Here is a 16842-nt window from a genome sequence, read left to right as displayed (position 1 = left end):
CCACCGCGGCGGCTACCGAGACCCCTTCCGCGTACCGGCTAGGGTTCGGTGGGTGGGGGGACCGGAGCTCGTACTCACCGCCAGCCGACAGCCGGCCGCGCTGGACGCCCGACGGGGCGTCGTGCGGCTGCACCCGGAGGTGCTCACCGCGCTGGGGATCCGCCCCGGCGATCCGGTCCGGCTGGCCGGTCGGCGGGCCACCGCCGCCCGGGCCGAGGCGGGTGAGCCGGAGGCCACCCCCGGGCTGCTGTACGCCGATGACCTGACCCTGGGCAACCTTGGCCTGCGCGACGGCGGTGAGGTCACTGTCGGCCCCACCCAGGTCACCGCCGCCGCCCGGGTGGTTCTCACCGGCGCACCGCAGGTGGTCGCGGCCGTCTCCCCGGAGCTACTCCGGCTCGCGTTACTCGGCAAGGTGGTCACCACCGGCGACGATGTCTCGCTGCTGCCGCAGGAGCTGCCGCCCCCGGCGGCGCTGCCCCCGGCGGTGCTGCCCGACCCGGCGTTACGTGGCCTCCTGACGGCGGCCCGGCAGAGCCTGGCCAACCGGGTCGGCTACGCCTGGACCAGCACCCTGCTCACCGTCACCACCGCCGCACCAGCGTCGGCGGCGCTGGTCACGATGGAGACCACCGTCGGGTGGGAACACGGCCCCGCCACCCATGACCTCACCGCCCGCGGCCCCGCAGCCCACGACCTCACCGCCCACGACCCGGCAGCCCACGGCCTCACCGCCCACGACCCGGCAGCCCGAGACCTGGCGACGTCCCGGGCACTGTCCCCCGCCGAAGCCGCGCCCCGGGCTGCCTCGGCCACCGGGGCACGGGACGCCGAGCCGGCGGAGACGACCGACCCGGCGCCGACGGTGGAGGAGCTACCCGGGCTGCGCGCCCAGGCCGAGGAGCTGACCGAGCTGCTCGACCTCGGCTTCCACCGCGGTGCGGTGCTGCGCCGACTCGGCACCACGGTGACGCTCGGCGTGCTCCTGGACGGCCCGGCCGGGTCCGGCAAGTCCGCGCTGGTTCGCGCGGTCGCCGCCCGGGTCGGTGCGCGGGTTCGACCGCTCTGGGGACCGGAGCTCGCCGCGTTGACCAACCCGGCCGCCGCCGAGCGGTTGCGGGCCGCGGCCGCCGCGGTACGCACCGACGGACCGGCCGTCCTGCTGGTCACCGACGTGGAGGCGCTCGCCCCGGCCGCCGCGCCCGGCCCGATGGCCACCGTCTTCCGCCAGGTGGTGGCCGAGACCGTCGCGGCCGGGGCCGCCGTGGTGTGCACCACCGGCCGCCTCGACGCCGTGGATCCCGCCCTGCGTACCCCGGACCTGCTCTCGCTGCGGGTCAGCGTCCCGCTGCCGGACGCCGCCGGGCGCCGGGAACAGCTCGGGGTGCTGACCCGACCGGTGCCGCTCGCCGAGGACGTACGGCTGGACGAGGTCGCGGCGCGTACGCCCGGTTTCGTCGCCGCCGACCTGGCCGCGCTGGTCCGCGAGGCGGGGGTCCGGGCTGCCCTGCGGCAGAAGACGGTGGAGCAGCCCCACATGACGATGGCCGACCTGCACGCGGCGCTGACGGTGGTCCGCCCGACCACGATGGCCGCGTCGACCCTGGAGCTGGCGTCGGTGACCCTCGAGGACGTGGGGGACCTGGCCGAGGTCAAGCAGACCCTGACCGAGTCGGTGTTGTGGCCCCTCACCTATCCGGACACCTTCACCCGGCTGGGGGTGCAGCCGCCCCGCGGGGTTCTGCTCTACGGACCGCCGGGCTGCGGCAAGACGTACCTGGTGACCGCGTTGGCCGGTTCCGGCCGGGCGAACGTGCTCTCGGTGAAGGGCGCCGAGCTGCTGTCGAAGTGGGTGGGCGAGAGCGAACGCGCGGTGCGCGAGCTGTTCCGCCGGGCCCGCGAGGCCGCGCCGACGCTGGTCTTCCTGGACGAGGTGGACGCGCTGGCGCCGGTACGGGGTCAGGCCACCGACGGCGGTACGGCCGACCGGGTGGTGGCCGCCCTCCTCACCGAACTGGACGGAGTGGAATCCTTACGCAACGTGGTTGTGGTGGGTGCGACCAACCGTCCGGATCTGGTCGACCCGGCTCTCCTGCGCCCCGGCCGGATGGAGCGGCTGGTCTACGTCCCGCCGCCGGACGAGGCGGGCCGCGCGGAGATCCTGCGGGCGGCGTCGCGCACCGTGCCGCTCGCGCCGGAGGTGGACCTCGGCGCGCTCGCCGGGGACCTGGACGGCTTCTCCGCCGCGGACTGCGCGGCGCTGGTCCGGGAGGCGGCGCTCGCGGCGATGCGCGAATCACTCGCCGCGGCGACGGTGACCACCGCCCACGTGGCGGTCGCCCGCACCCGCGTACGCCCCTCCCTGGACCCGGCCCAGGTCGCCTGGCTGGCCGAGTACGCGAAGAAACGTCAGTAGTCCTTCGGCGTACCGTCCAGCGACAGCTCGGCGTGGATCTGGCCGTTCGCTTCGCGCAACCGCGCGCCGCAGGTGGTGAGCACGGAGAGCGCACCCCGGTTGTCGGGGGTGGTCGCCGCGACCACCCGGCGCATGCCGGCCGCGGCGGCCTTGTTGAGCAGTTCCCGGAGCGCGGCGGCTCCGATCCCCCGGCCCCGCGCCGAACGCCCCAGCCACAGCCCGGTTTCGACCGCCTCCGGCTCGTCGCAGCGCGTCATCCGGATCACCCCGACGACCTCACCGGCGGCCAGGACGGCGTACATCCGGGTGCGGGTCGGGCCCGGCAACCCGGCGAAGCTGGCCCGGTGGAACTCGCGGAACGCCTCCCGCCGGGCCTGCGACCAGCCGGCCGGGGCCTGGACCGGCGGCATGACATCGGCCGGATCCGCCTCAGCGGCAGCTACGGAGAGCAACGATTCGAGGTTGCGTTCACTCACCGGCTCCAACCGCACGTCACCCGCCACGTCCGGCAGTCTGCCGGGCTCATCGGCGAGCGTCCAGCGCAAACGGGGCGGACTGACGATCCGGACGAAGAGATCGACCAGTCGGCCCTACCCGAATCCTCCTCACCCTCCGTTGCTGGTTTCTCCGTCCCACGCCACGGCAGCAGGTAGCGTCAGCACTGGTGGCCCGCCGGGCTTCCGTGGCACGAGCCGACTTTTGCGACAGGGGGATCGCGGATGTTGCAGCGCCTACACGAGACCGGCCTCCGAGCCGAGCACGCCTATCTCGCGGGTTTCATAAGCATTGGCCTGTCTTTCGGCAGTTGGTTCCTCTCGAAGCATCTGGAGCGTGCGGGCATGGCCCGCGCCGACCGTTGGGGGATCTTCATCGGCGAGTGGGCTCCGACCTTCTTCGCCATCGGTAACGGCCTACGCATGCACGAAAAACGCTGATCCGACCGAAGGGGTCGGCGCTGCCGGCCCCTCAGCGACGTCGGTCGCGGGCTCGGGCCGAGCGCAGGCGACGCAGCCGCCCCACCAGGAGCGGCTCGGCAGCCAGGGCCGCCGGGTTGTCCAGCAACCCGTTCAACAGCTGGTAGTAGCGGGTGGCGGTGCAGCCGAACCGGTCCCGGATGGCCTGTTCCTTGGCGCCTGGATGCCGCCACCACTGCTGCTCGAAGTCGAGGATGTCCCGCTCTCGCTCGGTCAGGCCGGCGGTCGAGCCGAGGGCGTCTCCTGGCGCGGCGTCGTCCAACGGCGCGGCGTCGTCCAACGGCGCACCGTCGTCGGCGTCGGACAGCGCACCGCCGTCGGCCCCCACGACGTCCGGCTCAAGGTTGGCCGACGCGACGGCCTCGACCTCGGGCACCGGCCGGGGCGGTGGTACGACGGAACGCCCGCGTCCTTCGCCAGGTCGCCCGTCGCCGGAGGGCTCGGCGGCGGTCGGGGCGGTGTCGGGCGGCATGACCCTCCTCGCGGGGGCGGTCGGCTCGGTACGGCCGACCCGGGGGTGCCTCAGCCTAGTGCGCCGCTCGGCCAACCGCACGAGACGGCTGGCCAAGCGGCGAGGCGAGCGGGCCTGGTGGGGGCTCACCCCGACGGCGAGCCGGTCCGACGGGCCCGGGGTGGTTGCCCTGGCGTCAGGAGATGTCTCGCCGACGTATCGCCCAGCACGCACCGCCGAGAATGAGCACCAGCCCCACCACGAGCAGCCCGGAAGAATGTTGCCAGGTGAGGGTCAGCGTCTCTGGTTCGCATGGACCGAAGGGGTTGCGCTGGCACAGCTGCCAGTCATGGAGGACAACCTCCTTCTCCACCCAGGCCTGCACGTAGGTGGGGAGCAACCATGCCTCGATGAACTTCGCTTCGATCAGGTCGAGCAACACTCCCAGGCCGACCTGCCCGACCACCACCACCCCGACCGCGCCGCCCAGCGCCATCGCGGTGTGCCGGCCGAGCGAGGCCAGCCCGAAGCCGAGAGCAGCGGCGACCAGGGCGAGCACCGCGCCACGCAGGCCGGTCAGGGCGAAGGACTGCCAGGCACCGGCGGTCATCCCCTCGGTGCTGCCACGCGTGGTGGCGATCAGCCAGAAACTGCCGAACCAGAGCACCGTCGTGGTCACCGCCAACGCCAGCAGCCCGGTGAGCAGGGCGGCCAGCTTGGTGAGCAGGACGGTCACCCGCTTCGGCCGCCACAACAGCATGGTCATCATGCCGCCGGTGTTCCACTCGGCGCCCACGAAGGAGGAGCCCACCACGAAACCGACCAGGGCCAGGATCCCCGCGAGCGCCATCAGCGTCTGGCCGAAGCTGGCCCGAAAGTCGAAGGTGGTCGGTAGGTACTGTTCCGCCGAGTAGACGTCCCGGGGTGGGGGCGAGATCGGGGAGCAGTCCGGGGGGAAGCGACCCGACTGGTCGCCCCGGGCCGCCGCCTGCTCGCACTCGGCCCGCAACTCTTCGGTCTGCCGCACCTCCTGCTGCCAGTACTGCTCGGCGGCCACCTGGGCCTTGGCCCGGGCCGCGTCGTCGATCTTCTGGTTCGACAGAAAGACCCCGACGGCCACGGTTGCCAACACCGCCAGGCCCAGCACCGTCGCCCAGCGGGTGAGGCGCCGCAGCACCAGCCGGCGTAGTTCCGCACGATAGAGACTCACGCGCCCCACCCTCCTGCGCTGCGCTGACCCACCGTGGCAGGTCGCGCCGACTGGTCGACCTGCCGGCTCTGGCCGGGGGCCGGCGCGGTGGCGGTCAGCTCGAGGAAGACACTCTCCAGATCGGCATCGACCCAGACCAGCTCGCTGACGTACAGGCCCTGACCGGCGAGGAGGCGGGTCACCATGGCGGCTTCCTCCACCCCGGCGAGCAGCAGGTGGTCCGGTTCCCGGGTGACGCGGAACCCAGCCCGGGTCAGCGCCTCACTCGCCTCCGGCAGGTCGGCCACCGCTTCCAGGCGCACCCGGACGGTGCCCGCCGAGTGGGCCGCCAGCACCTTCTCCACCGGGCCGAACGCGACCCGGCGCCCCAACGAGATGATCGTGACCGAGTCACAGATCAGTTGGATCTCGGCGAGGATGTGGCTGGAGAGCAGCACCGTGGTGCCCCCCTCGGCCAGGTTCCGCATCAACGCCCGCATCTCCCGGATGCCACCCGGGTCGAGCCCGTTTGCCGGCTCATCCAGGATCAGCAGTCGTGGGTCCTTCAACAGGGCGGAGGCGACGGCCAGCCGCTGCTTCATGCCGAGCGAGTAGGTCTTCACCCGCTCCCGGGACCGGTCTCGCAGCCCCACCAGCTCCAGCACCTCGTCGATCCGGGTGGAGCGGACCTGGCCCGCGGTGGCCAGCAGGGACAGGGTGTCCCGGGCGGTGAAGTGTGGGAAGAACTGCGGGCTCTCCACGATCGCGCCGACCTGACCGGCGACCGCGGACAGGTCGGCCGGGACCTCGTGGCCGAGCAGTCTCATCCGACCGCCATCAGGCCGGATGAGCCCGAGCAGCGTCCGGAGGGTGGTCGTCTTACCCGAACCGTTCGGGCCGAGGAAGCCGTGCACCTGGCCCGCCTCCACCCGCATGTCGAAGCCGTCGAGCGCGTTGCGGGTGCCGCGCCTTCGGCTTCGATAGGACTTTTGGAGACCTTCTATTTCCAGGACAGCCGTCAAGCTGCACCTCCCCCGTTGGCGGCACTCACGACACAATACGTGGTACTACCCTTTGCGCAATACCCAATCCGTGCATCGCGGCGGAAAGCGGCGATAGGAGGGCCGGTCGTGCGAGTCAGGCGCAGACCACCCGCACGCCAGCGGCGCGGAAGGCGGCAACCACGTCGGGCGCCGCACCGGAGTCAGTGACCAGGGTCTCCATCCGGTCCGCCGGGCAGATCCGGGCAAAGGCGTGACCCCCCAGCTTGGAGGAGTCGGCGATCACCACCACCCGCTTCGCCCGCGCCACCATCAGGCTGTTCATCGCCGCCTCCCCCTCATGATGGGCGGCGGCGCCGAGCTGCGGGTCAACCGCGTCCACCCCGAGCAGGGCCACATCCAGGGTGACCTCGCGCAGCAGGGCCCCGCCCAGCGGGCCGACCAGCTCGAAGGACTTGGGTCGCACCACCCCGCCGGCCACCACGACCTTCATCCGGGACCGGACCAGCAGCTCGTTGGCGATGTTGAGGGCGTTGGTGACCACGGTGAGCTGGGCGCCCTCGGCGCTGGTGTTCAGATCCGGCCGTACGGCCAGCGCTCGCGCCACCTCGGTGCTGGTGGTGCCGCCGTTGAGGCCGACCACCGTGCCCGGGGACACCAGCGCCGCGGCCGCCGCGCCGATCCGCTGCTTCTCGGCCGAGTGCTTCGCGGACTTGTACCGCAGCGGCAGGTCGTACGAGACGCCGTTGGCGACCGCCCCACCCCGGGTACGCGTGATCATCTGCTGCTGGGCGAGCTGGTCGAAGTCCCGGCGGATGGTGGCCTGCGAGACGGCCAGGCGCTCGGCGGCCCCCTCGACACTGACCCGCCCGCTGTCGGTCAGCATCTCGAGCAGGGCGTTCCATCTGGCGTACCGGTCCACCCCGAGCCCTCCAGCGGCTGCACGATCGGTGATTGTGCGTGCACACTAGTGCGCGAAACTACGTATAGGCAACGCCGCTTCTGCTCGATCCCCGGCCTGGTTGCCACCACCACCCCAACCGGCGCACAATAGCGCGCGAAAGCCGGGCCTAACGATCCAAATTGCGCACGTTTCTGGAGAAGCCTGATGTCGTACGTCGACATGGAGATCGCGAGTCAACCCGACTGCTGGCGGACCGCGGCACGGCTGGCCACCTCGGTGGCCGACCAGCTGCCCCAGCCCGGCGAGCGAGTCGCCGTCGTGGGATGCGGCACCTCCTGGTTCATGGCGATGGCCTACGCCGCCCGCCGCGAGCACGCCGGTCACGGCGAGACCGACGCCTTCCAGGCCAGCGAGTTTCCCACCGGCCGCCGCTACGACCGGTTGATCGCGATCACCCGCTCCGGCACCACCACCGAAGTGACCGAGCTGCTCGCCGCACTCCGCGGAGTGCTGCCCACCGCCGTCCTGGTCGGTGACCCCGCCGCCCCGGCCGCCGATCTGGCCGACGTCACGGTGCCGTTGGCCTTCGCCGACGAACGCGCGGTGGTGCAGACCCGGTTCGCGACGACCGCGCTGGCCCTGCTCCGCGCCCACCTGGGCGACAACATCCCCGCGCTCTCCGCCGACGCCGAGGTAGCGGTGCGCGCCCCCCTACCGATCGACCCCGCCCAGATCGCACAGGTCACCTTCCTGGGCCGGGGCTGGACTGTCGGGCTGGCCCACGAGGCGGCACTGAAGTGCCGCGAGGCCGCCACCTTCTGGGCCGAGGCGTATCCGGCCATGGACTACCGGCACGGCCCGATCTCCGTCGCCGCACCGGGACGGCTGGTCTGGGCCTTCGGGGACCTGCCCGAGGGGCTTGCGGAGGATGTGGCGGCCACCGGTGCCGCCTTCGTACACAGCCGCACCCACGGGTGCCGCAGCGTGATCGGAAACTGGGCCGCCGGTCGCACACCGCTGGACCCGATGGCCGACCTGATCCTGGCGCAGCGCTTCGCTGTCACGCTCGCCACCAGCCGTGGCCTCGACCCCGACGCGCCACGGCACCTCGCCCGCTCCGTGGTGCTGGCATGAGCAGCGCAGAGCCGGGCGAGGCGCCGAGCGCGCCGGACGGCGCACCCGACCGACGGCAGGTCGTGGTCGCGATCGATGTCGGCGGCAGCGGAATGAAGTGCGCCCTGGTCCACCGAGACGGCACCGTCGCGCGCACCGCGCACCACCCGACCCAGGCCGCCCGCGGTCCGGCAGCCGTGGTCGACACCATCCTCGACGTGGCGGACGGCCTGGCGGACACCGCCCGCGACGAAGGGCTCACCCCGGTGGCGCTCGGCCTCGCCGTCCCGGGCGTCATCGACGAAGCAGCAGGGGTGGCGATCTGGTCCGCCAACATCGGCTTCCGCGACGTACCCCTGCGGGCCCTGGCCACCACGCGACTCGGGATGCCGGCGGCACTCGGCCACGATGTCCGCGTCGGCGGCCTCGCCGAAGCCCGGCTCGGTGCCGGTCGGACCGACCGGCACGTCCTCTTCGTCGCCATCGGCACCGGCATCGCCGCCGCCCATGTGATCGACGGAACGGCCGCCACCGGTGCGCACGGCGCCGCCGGGGAGCTGGGTCACATTCTGGTCCGTCCCGGTGGACCGCGCTGTGGCTGCGGGCAGGCGGGCTGTCTGGAGGCGGTCGCGTCCGCCTCGGCGGTCGCCCGCCGCTACACGGAGCTGGCCGACAGCACACCGGAGACGAGCGCGGCCGAGGTGGCCGCTCGCGCCCTCGCCGGCGACCCGCTGGCCCAGCGGGTCTGGACGGAGGCGGTCGAGGCCCTCGCCGACGGCCTCGCCACGGGTCAGGCCCTCTTCGACGTGGAGACGATCGTGCTCGGCGGGGGGCTGACGCGCGCCGGTGCCCAGCTCCTCGACCCGCTGCGGGCCGCGCTACACGACCGGATGACCTTCCACCGCGAACCGCGGCTGGTCCCGGCGGCCCTCGGCGCCGAGGCGGGCTGCCTCGGCGCTGCCCTACTCGCCCTCGACAGCCTGGAGAAGCAATGACGGTACGGGTGACCGGCAGGGTGGTGACCCCGGCCGGGGTCATCCGCCAGGGCTGCGTAGAGATCAACAACGAGCAGATCACCGCGGTCGCCGAGTACCCGTCCGGGCGGGACGGGCGCTGGATCCTTCCCGGATTCGTGGACATCCACACCCACGGCGGCGGTGGGCACACCTTCACCACCGGAGACGCCGACGCGGCCCGTGCCGCCAGCGGCTTCCACCTCCGGCACGGCACCACCACCCTGCTGGCCAGCCTGGTGAGTTCGCCGTTCGCGCTGATGCGCGCCGCCACCACCGCCTACCGACCGCTGGTGGCCGAAGGGGTGCTCGCCGGGATTCACTTCGAGGGCCCGTACCTCTCCGCGGCCCGCTGCGGAGCGCAGAACCCGGCGTACCTGCGCGACCCCTCCACCGAGGAGCTGACCGAGCTACTGAAGCTGGGCCACGGGACGATCCGAATGGTCACCCTTGCCCCGGAGCGCGAGGGAGCGACCGCGGCGATCAAGCTACTCACCGCCCACGGCGTGGTCGCGGCGATCGGCCACACCGATGCCACGTACGAGCAGACCCAGGCCGCCATCGCCGCCGGCGCGAGCGTCGCCACCCACCTGTTCAACGCGATGCGCCCCGTGCACCACCGGGAGCCGGGGCCGGTGATCGCCCTGCTGGAGGCTCCCTCCGTGGTCTGCGAGCTGGTCGCCGACGGGGTGCACCTGCACGACGGCATGCTCGCCTTCGCCACCACCGCCGCCGGCGTGGAGCGGACCGCCCTGGTCACCGACGCGATGGCCGCCGCCGGCCAGCCCGACGGCGACTACGAGCTGGGCGGGCAGCGGGTCACCGTGACCGCCGGCGTGGCCCGGCTCGCCAGCGACGGGGCGGTCGCCGGCAGCACGCTGACGATGGATACCGCGTTCCGGAACGCGGTCGCCACCGGGGTCGCCGTCCCGGAGGCCGCCCGGATGGTGGCCACCACGCCCGCCCGTGCGATCGGTCTCGGCGATCGGGTCGGCGCCCTCCAGCCCGGTCTCCGCGCGGACCTGGTGGTGCTCGACGACGACCTGAACGTGGTCCGGGTGATGCGCGCGGGCACCTGGCTGGACTGACCGCCGGGGCGCGACGCGGGCCAGCCGGGCGACCTCGGCGGGACCACCCGGACCGTTGGTCAGCCTGGGGGTGGGATCTCCACCCCGAGCACCGCCTGCTCGTCGGGGCGGTGCGCCAGCACGTCCCCAAGGTACGACTGCACCGCCGGGGCCATGCCGACATCCCGGCCGGCCCGCTGGGAGAGCAGCCACTTGTGCTCGATGATCTGCGCGAAGATCTCCTGGGGTTCCAGCTTGCGGCGTAGGTGCGCCGGCACGGCGCGGACCACCGGCTCGAAGACCTCGGTCAGCCAGCGGTGTGCCGCCTGCTGCTCGTCGGCCAGGTCGCTCTCGGCCCGGTAGGCGTCCAGGTCGTTGAGGAGCCGACGGGCCTGGTTCTCCTCCGCGTCCAGACCGGTGAGGCGAAGCAGCCGCCGGGTGTGGTAGCCGGCGTCCACCACCTTCGGCCGCACCAAATACCGCCCGTCGTCGATCGTGGAGACGGCGATCTCGGCCACGTCGAAGCCCAGCTCGTTGAGCCCGCGGATCCGGCCCTCGATGTCGTGCCGAGCCTCCCGCTCGATCTGCTGTTCATAGGTGATCTCATGCCACAGCCGCTCGTACCGCTGCACGACCTCCTCGCACACCACGGCCGGGTCGATCGACTCGTGCAGCAGCCCGGCCGCCTGTAGATCCAACGCCTCACCGAAGATGTTCACCCGGGCGATCTCCAGGTCCTCACCGCGCTGCCCGTTCGACAACGAGCGGTGCAGCACCCCGGTCTCCGCGTCCACCAGGTAGGCCGCGAACGCACCCGCGTCCCGACGGAAGAGCGTGTTCGACAGCGAGCAGTCGCCCCAGAAGAAGCCGGTCAGATGCATCCGGACCAGCAACGCGGCCAACGCGTCGAGGAGGCGCTCCATCGTCTCCGGCCGCAGCGTGTGCGAGAAGAGCGCCCGGTAGGGCAGGGAGAACTGGAGGTGCCGGGTGATCAGCACCGGGTCCAGTGGTTCGCCGGCCTCGGTCTGCCGGTCGGCGACGATCGCCACCGCCTCCACCGTTGGGAAGTCGATCCGTTCCAAGGCCCGCAGCAGGTCGTACTCCCGCTCGGCCACCCGCTCGCCGGTCTCCTTGACCGCGTACACGTAGCCGCCAAGCCGGACAAAACGGACAACATGTCGGGAGATGCCCTGCGGCAGCGCCACCAGGTGCTGCGCCGGCCACTCCACCAGCGGGGTCGACCAGGGCAGGTCGAGCAGCGCCGGGTCAACGAGAGCCGAGGTGATCCGCACGCACTCCAGTTTGCGCCCTCCCCCGCCGGAACGCCTCCCCGCGTGGTTCGGCACACAGCCACCCGGACCGGGCCGGGGGCCGTGCCGGCCGGTAGCGTGGCCGAGATGGGGCAGGCGACAACCGGGTGGCGAGCGGTACGGCTCCGGCCGGTCCGCCCGGCTGGCTGGTGGTTCGACGGGCTACTCCTCGCCGGCCTGGCGGCCCTGACCGCCGCCCTCGCCGCCGGCTACCTCTTCGGCCTCGACCGGACGGTGGCCGACTGGTCGGACGCGCATCGCCCCGCCGCCGCGTACTGGGTCGCGCGGATCCTCAACTACCTCGGCCAGGGCGGCCCGCTGACCCTGACCGCCGTCGGGCTCGGCCTTCTGCTCGCCGTACGACTCCGCTCCGCCCGCCCACTGCTGCCGCCGGTCGCCGGGCTCGTGCTGATCAACGTCGTCGTCGGCGCGCTCAAGGTGGCGACGGCCCGGCCCGCGCCCAGCGCCAGCACGCGCGAACCCTTCCTCACGCCGGAGCAGACCCTGCCACTCTTCCAGCACGAGTTGGCGCTGCAGTACACCCGCTCCTACCCGTCCGGGCACGTCGTCAACACGATCATCTGGTGGGGCGTGATCGTCCTGCTTCTCGCCCAGTTGCTGAAGACCTACGGGCACACGTTGCCACCCCGGCTCGCCGTCGCGATGCGGGTCGTCCCGCCCCTGGTGGTGTTCGCCACGACCCTGTACCTGGGCTGGCACTGGCTGACCGACTCGATCGCCGGGCTGCTACTGGGCCTCCTGCTGGACCGGGTGCTGCACCGGGTGCCCTGGGACGATGTTCCACTGCCCCGGCGAATCGACCAGGACCGTCGGAGCTGGACCCCCGCGCACACGGACTGACTCGGACCTGCGCGCCGAACCCACCCGCTACCGCCAGCGGATCACCAAGAATACGCCTGCTTGTCCGTCTCTGGGAGTTGAGACGTATAATTTCCCTGTTCAAGGTGAGACTATGGTTATAGACTAGTTCAGGGGAAATCAATGAATAGAGTGGTACGCCCGAATCGGCGGGCGTTGCTCTCCGGTGCGCTTGTCGGCACCGTGGCCACGCTCGCAGGCTGCTCCTCGACAGAGGCGCAGTCGCCAACGACCAGCGCCTCCCCCCAAGCACCACCCACCACGCCCAAGGCAGCACTCGAGCGGCTGATGGAGGGCAACCAACGGTGGGTGAAGGGCGACCCGCAGGCCCCCCACCGGGACCCGGCCCGGCGGCAGGCCGTAGCCCAGGAGCAGAAGCCCTTCGCGGCGGTCCTCTCCTGCATCGACTCGCGGGTGCCACCGGAGCTCATCTTCGACGTTGGCCTGGGCGACCTCTTCGTGACGCGCACCGGCGGGGAGGCGGTTGGGCCGGTGGTCACCGCATCTCTCGAATACGGGCCGCTGGCCAACGCCACTCCGCTCATCGTGGTCCTCGGTCATCAACGTTGCGGCGCCATCAAGGCGGCGTACGCCTCCCTTAATGACGGCGAGACGCTGCCCGGCCACCTACCGGAGATCGTCACGGCCCTGCAGCCGGCGTACGAACAGGTAGCCGCAGCGGGGGGTAACGACCCGATCGATGCCATGGTCCGAGCCCAGGTCGAGCTGGCCGCGAACGACCTGCGCTCCAACCCGGAACTCGCCCCGCTCGTGGAAAAGCAGCAACTTGCCATTGTCAGCGCCTACTACTCCCTCGACACCGGTGCGGTCGAGGTCCTCAGCGGCGTACCCTCCCCACCAGCCGAACGGTGACCGGACCACACCGGTCCCGGCCCAGCGGCATGGGTATGGACTCCGGGGCCTGTCCCCAGGTGCCGGAGCCTCCCGAGACCCGGGGCTAGTCGGAAGAGTCGGGTTGTTGACCAACCGCGCCGTCCTGCTCCCCTGCCCGGGGCAGTGGCGGGCCCCCCGAGGGCGTTGCGGTCCCCGGGGACGAGCCGGCCGGGGGCGTTGCGGCCTCCGGGGACGAGCCGGCCGGGGGCGTTGCGGCCTCCGGGGACGAGCCGGCCGGGGGCTCGGAAACCTCTGAATCGAGCGGGCCGGTCGCACGGAGCAGGGCGTTCAGCCCGGCCCGGCGGGCAACCACCGTCAACCGGTCCCCGGCCATGATCACTAGCCGGTGGTCGAGCTCCCACTCGTACCGCTGGCCGGAGCGGGCGTGGGCGAGGAGCCGGACGCTCCCCGCGCGGCCGACGGCGGCCAGCGGCTGGCCTTCGAGCGAGGAGCCAGCGGCGACCGGGACCTCGGTGACCAACAGGGCGTGCCGGCCAACCGAGATGGTGGCGATGACGGCACGGTCCAGCAGGGCGCCGGCGAACGACGGCGCCGCCAGGTACGACACGCTGCGCGAGACGCCGATACCGAAGGACCGCTGGACGCGCTCGGCGAAGTGCCCGTCAAAGAGCCGCAGCACCACCTGAACATCGTCGTTGAGAGATCGGGCGGTCAGCGCGGCTCGCAGGTTCACCCCGTCGTCGGTGGAGACCACGACGAGAGCCTGGCAGGTAGCGACCGAGGCCGCCCGCAGGATCTCCTCGGCGGAGGCGTCCCCCACCACCAGTGGGACGCCGAGCCGCCGGGCCAGCGCGGCACCCCGCGCATCCGGGTTCTTGTCGATGGCGACCACCTCGACACCGAAATCGCGAAGTTGGGCGGTCACCCGCATACCGATGTTGCCGAGGCCGACCACGACCACGTGCCCGGAACGGTCGGTCAGGGGTCGCCCGGAGTGGAGCGCCAGCCGGGCGTTGACGAGGCCGTCCACCACCACGGCGGTGATCAACGGGATCAGCGCCAGCCCGGAGAGATTCAGCACCACCTGGAGGACCTGTTCGCCGACCGGCTTGGCGGCGTCCGGGTCCTGCCCGCTCAGGGCGGTGACCAGGGTCAGATAGAGCGCCTCCGCCCAGCTCACCTCGGCGGTGCTGGCGTAGAGGCCACCGAGCACGACGATCACCGCCAGCAGCACCAACACGGCGATGCCGATCCTGCGGGTGGCGAAGCCGCGGACCGCCCGGAGCAGCATCGTGACCGGCCGGCGCCACCGCCGGGCCCGACGCAGTCGGCGTGCCGCCACCTCGGTTCCCGGTGGCGTACCGGCCGCCTCGGCGAGCACCACGTCGGCGGCGCTCTCGTCCGTGGGCAGGACCCGGACCTCCCGCGGATCGCGGGTATCCGCCACCGGGCAGACGACGTCCTCATCGCGAAGGTCGACGCGGCGGGCCACGTAGAGCGTCCGCCCGCCGTGCCGGAAGTGAGCCGGTGCGACCTCACCCAGGGCGGCGGCGACGAAGGCAGGGGCCGCCATCGCGGCATCGGAGAGCACCGCCGAGTCGGGGAAGATCTCTCGCACCCCGTTGGCCAGGCTGGTGTTGAACATCCGCACCACCAACCGCAGGCTCGGCTGGACCTCCTGGGCGCAGAGCGCGGCGTGCATGTTGCCCACATCGTCTTGGTGCAGCAGCGCCAGACCCTCGGCCCGGTCCAACCGGGCTCGGCGAAATGTCACCTCGTCGAGCCGGTCCGCCTGGATGACCTCAATGCCGTCGAGATCTCGACCGTCCGGGCTGTCCGTCCGCTGCCGCTTGGGCACCACCAACGTGATCCGGATCCGGGTCAGCTGCGGCTCGGTGCCGAGCAGTGACCTCACCACCCAGTACGCCAGGGCGTCGTGGCCACAGACCACGTAGTGGACCCAGGGGTCGCTGTTGCCGCGGAACCGACCCCCGGACCACCATGCACGATCGAAGGGGCCCGTCATGCGACGCATGGTAAGCAGTTGGTTTCGCTCCCGCAGCCCCGCGACCGTGAATCGCGAACACGACGGTAGCGCGAGCCCACTCTCCACACCGATATTTCTCCGGCAAACTGGGGCGATGGCGCTGTCGAAGGTGGTGGGTCGACTCGTCGGCGTACGTGAGCATGTGGTGGAGCCGGGCGGTGGAGGCCTGCCGCGCGTACCGCACCCGACGCCGACCGTGGTCGTCGGTGCCGGAATAGCCGGCATGTCGGCCGCGGTGGTACTGGCCGAACGGGGAGTTCCGGTCACCGTCCTGGAAGCCGCCCCCACCATCGGCGGACGGCTCGGCGCGTGGCCGGAGGCCGCGCCCGACGGCATCCGCACCAACGAACACGGGTTTCACGCCTTCTTCCGCCAGTACTACAACTGGCGGAACATCCTGCGCCGGATCGACCCGACGCTGGGCTTCCTCCGACAGATCCCGCGCTACCCGGTGCTGTCCGCGCGGTGGCCGACCGAGGAGTTCGGCAAGCTGCCGCCAGCGGCGCCAGCGAACCTGCTCGCCCTCCTGCTCCGCAGCCCCAGCCTGCGCCTGCGGGACCTACGCGCGATGAACCGGGACGCCGCGCTGCCGTTGCTCAGCTACGACCCGATCCAGACGTACGCCGAGTTCGACGACACCACCGCCGACGCCCTGCTCACTTCGCTCCGGCTGCCGGACCGAGCCCGAGCGATGCTCTTCGAGGTCTTCTCCCACTCGTTCTTTAACCACGAAGCGGAGATGTCCGCCGCGGAAATGATCGCCCAGTTCCACTTCTACCTGCTGGGCAACCCGGAAGGGCTGGCCTTCGACTGCCCCACGGCGGACTACGCGGCGTCGATCTGGCAGCCCCTCACCCGGCACCTCGAGCAGCACGGCGGCCGGATCGTCACCGAGGCCGCGGCAACCGGGCTGCACCGCGACAGCGCCGGCTGGCAGGTGGTGAGCACCGCCGGCGCGTACGAGGCCCGACACGTCGTGCTCGCCGTCGACCCACCGGCTCTCGCCGCGCTGGTCGCGGCCTCCCCCGTCCTCGCCGAGGCCGCCCCCGACCTGGTGGCGCGAATGCCCGCGTTCGGCCGACCCGGTCCGCCGTACGCGGTCGCCCGCTACTGGTGTGCCGGGGACGTGGATCCCGGGCGGGCGGTCTTCAGCGGGGTCTCCCGGCAGCCCACCCTGGACTCGGTGACGCTCTACCACCGACTGGAGGAGGAGTCCCGCCGCTGGGCTACGCGCAGCGGCGGCGCGGTGGTCGAGTTGCACGCGTACGCCTGCGAACCGGACGTTCCCGCCGAGGAGTTGGCCGAACGGATGTGGCGCGAGCTGAGGCCCCTCTGGCCGGAGGCGGGGCGGCTGCGGGTCCGCGAGCTACGGGCCCGGGTGGAGGCCCGGGCGCCCGCGTTCCCGCCCGGCAGCCACGCGGGGCGGCCCGGCGTCCGCACCGACGCCGCCCGGCTCTACCTGGCCGGCGACGGCATCCGCACCGACTTCCCCAGCGCGTTGATGGAGCGCTCCGCCGCCACCGGAATCCTCGCGGCCAACCACATCCTGCGGGACGAGGGCGGCGCGACCGAGCCAATCCGCTCGATCCGCCCCCGGGGCCTACTCGCCCGACCGCACTGATC

15 protein-coding genes are annotated in these 16842 nt (G+C 72.3%); 8 read left to right on the top strand and 7 right to left on the bottom strand.

Annotated features, from left to right (window positions below):
* The first annotated feature begins 52 nt into the window (after window positions 1–52).
* The gene (locus AC1UKG_RS01605; RefSeq protein ID WP_482642122.1) at window positions 53–2416 is read left to right on the top strand and encodes an AAA family ATPase; all 2364 of its coding nucleotides are present in this window, start codon (window positions 53–55) and stop codon (window positions 2414–2416) included.
* Here the strand turns inward: AC1UKG_RS01605 and AC1UKG_RS01600 are convergent.
* Window positions 2410–2919, bottom strand: coding sequence for a GNAT family N-acetyltransferase (locus tag AC1UKG_RS01600; RefSeq protein ID WP_026271553.1), 510 nt, complete (start codon window positions 2917–2919; stop codon window positions 2410–2412). The two genes, AC1UKG_RS01605 and AC1UKG_RS01600, sit on opposite strands and share 7 nt — an antisense overlap.
* Window positions 2920–3135: 216 nt before the next feature.
* Between AC1UKG_RS01600 and AC1UKG_RS01595 the strand changes: the two genes are divergently transcribed.
* On the top strand, window positions 3136–3351 hold the full coding sequence (locus AC1UKG_RS01595) for a hypothetical protein (protein ID WP_018218042.1): 216 nt from the start codon (window positions 3136–3138) through the stop codon (window positions 3349–3351).
* Between the two features lie 31 nt (window positions 3352–3382).
* On the opposite strand, the gene AC1UKG_RS01590 is transcribed toward AC1UKG_RS01595, so the two are convergent.
* From AC1UKG_RS01590 to AC1UKG_RS01575, 4 genes are all read right to left on the bottom strand, one after another.
* Entirely contained in the window at window positions 3383–3862 is a 480-nt protein-coding gene (locus AC1UKG_RS01590) for a DUF3263 domain-containing protein (RefSeq protein ID WP_018744858.1), read from the bottom strand.
* A 175-nt stretch (window positions 3863–4037) separates the two neighbouring features.
* A complete protein-coding gene (locus tag AC1UKG_RS01585) occupies window positions 4038–5051 on the bottom strand; it encodes an ABC transporter permease subunit (RefSeq protein ID WP_482642123.1) in 1014 nt (337 codons plus the stop codon).
* Window positions 5048–6052 carry an ATP-binding cassette domain-containing protein gene (locus tag AC1UKG_RS01580; RefSeq protein ID WP_033662870.1) on the bottom strand — a complete coding sequence of 335 codons (1005 nt, stop codon included), beginning with the start codon at window positions 6050–6052 and terminating at the stop codon, window positions 5048–5050. The genes AC1UKG_RS01585 and AC1UKG_RS01580 overlap by 4 nt, the downstream gene beginning before the upstream one ends.
* A 115-nt stretch (window positions 6053–6167) precedes the next feature.
* Window positions 6168–6953 (bottom strand): DeoR/GlpR family DNA-binding transcription regulator, encoded by a 786-nt coding sequence (locus AC1UKG_RS01575; protein ID WP_018744855.1) that lies wholly within the window; start codon window positions 6951–6953, stop codon window positions 6168–6170.
* Between the two features lie 186 nt (window positions 6954–7139).
* Between AC1UKG_RS01575 and AC1UKG_RS01570 the strand changes: the two genes are divergently transcribed.
* From AC1UKG_RS01570 to nagA, 3 genes are read left to right on the top strand one after another with little or no spacing between them, the layout of a single operon-like run.
* Complete coding sequence (locus AC1UKG_RS01570) at window positions 7140–8069, top strand: sugar isomerase (RefSeq protein WP_018744854.1); 930 nt, start codon at window positions 7140–7142, stop codon at window positions 8067–8069.
* Window positions 8066–9043: an ROK family protein gene (locus tag AC1UKG_RS01565; RefSeq protein WP_018744853.1), complete on the top strand. Its 978-nt coding sequence runs from the start codon at window positions 8066–8068 to the stop codon at window positions 9041–9043. Before AC1UKG_RS01570 ends, AC1UKG_RS01565 begins: the two co-directional genes overlap by 4 nt.
* The gene (gene nagA, locus AC1UKG_RS01560; protein WP_018744852.1) at window positions 9040–10149 is read left to right on the top strand and encodes an N-acetylglucosamine-6-phosphate deacetylase; all 1110 of its coding nucleotides are present in this window, start codon (window positions 9040–9042) and stop codon (window positions 10147–10149) included. Before AC1UKG_RS01565 ends, nagA begins: the two co-directional genes overlap by 4 nt.
* 59 nt (window positions 10150–10208) lie before the next feature.
* Here nagA and AC1UKG_RS01555 read toward each other — a convergent pair whose 3' ends face one another.
* Complete coding sequence (locus AC1UKG_RS01555) at window positions 10209–11420, bottom strand: DUF4032 domain-containing protein (protein WP_018744851.1); 1212 nt, start codon at window positions 11418–11420, stop codon at window positions 10209–10211.
* A gap of 42 nt (window positions 11421–11462) precedes the next feature.
* Between AC1UKG_RS01555 and AC1UKG_RS01550 the strand changes: the two genes are divergently transcribed.
* Window positions 11463–12299, top strand: a complete 837-nt coding sequence (locus AC1UKG_RS01550; RefSeq protein ID WP_482642124.1) for a phosphatase PAP2 family protein — start codon at window positions 11463–11465, stop codon at window positions 12297–12299.
* A gap of 306 nt (window positions 12300–12605) precedes the next feature.
* Complete coding sequence (locus tag AC1UKG_RS01545; protein ID WP_482642148.1) at window positions 12606–13190, top strand: carbonic anhydrase; 585 nt, start codon at window positions 12606–12608, stop codon at window positions 13188–13190.
* Window positions 13191–13275: 85 nt separating this feature from the next.
* On the opposite strand, the gene AC1UKG_RS01540 is transcribed toward AC1UKG_RS01545, so the two are convergent.
* Window positions 13276–15198, bottom strand: coding sequence for an NAD-binding protein (locus AC1UKG_RS01540; RefSeq protein ID WP_482642125.1), 1923 nt, complete (start codon window positions 15196–15198; stop codon window positions 13276–13278).
* Between the two features lie 115 nt (window positions 15199–15313).
* Here AC1UKG_RS01540 and AC1UKG_RS01535 point away from each other — a divergent pair, with 115 nt between their 5' ends.
* Window positions 15314–16840 (top strand): FAD-dependent oxidoreductase, encoded by a 1527-nt coding sequence (locus tag AC1UKG_RS01535; RefSeq protein ID WP_482642126.1) that lies wholly within the window; start codon window positions 15314–15316, stop codon window positions 16838–16840.
* Window positions 16841–16842: the final 2 nt, after the last annotated feature.

The sequence above is a fragment of the Salinispora sp. CH2A1_6 genome (assembly GCF_056820975.1).
The sequence above is the reverse complement of the archived record's forward strand: the minus strand, read 5'-3'. Positions and strand labels throughout refer to the sequence as shown.

Coding starts and splice junctions, on each gene's coding strand:
- AC1UKG_RS01565 (WP_018744853.1), top strand. CDS start 8,066: ATGAGCAGCGCAGAGCCGGGCGAGGCGCCGAGCGCGCCGGACGGCGCA.
- AC1UKG_RS01570 (WP_018744854.1), top strand. CDS start 7,140: ATGTCGTACGTCGACATGGAGATCGCGAGTCAACCCGACTGCTGGCGG.
- AC1UKG_RS01535 (WP_482642126.1), top strand. CDS start 15,314: ATGGCGCTGTCGAAGGTGGTGGGTCGACTCGTCGGCGTACGTGAGCAT.
- AC1UKG_RS01545 (WP_482642148.1), top strand. CDS start 12,606: ATGGAGGGCAACCAACGGTGGGTGAAGGGCGACCCGCAGGCCCCCCAC.
- nagA (WP_018744852.1), top strand. CDS start 9,040: ATGACGGTACGGGTGACCGGCAGGGTGGTGACCCCGGCCGGGGTCATC.
- AC1UKG_RS01590 (WP_018744858.1), bottom strand. CDS start 3,862: ATGCCGCCCGACACCGCCCCGACCGCCGCCGAGCCCTCCGGCGACGGG.
- AC1UKG_RS01540 (WP_482642125.1), bottom strand. CDS start 15,198: ATGACGGGCCCCTTCGATCGTGCATGGTGGTCCGGGGGTCGGTTCCGC.
- AC1UKG_RS01595 (WP_018218042.1), top strand. CDS start 3,136: ATGTTGCAGCGCCTACACGAGACCGGCCTCCGAGCCGAGCACGCCTAT.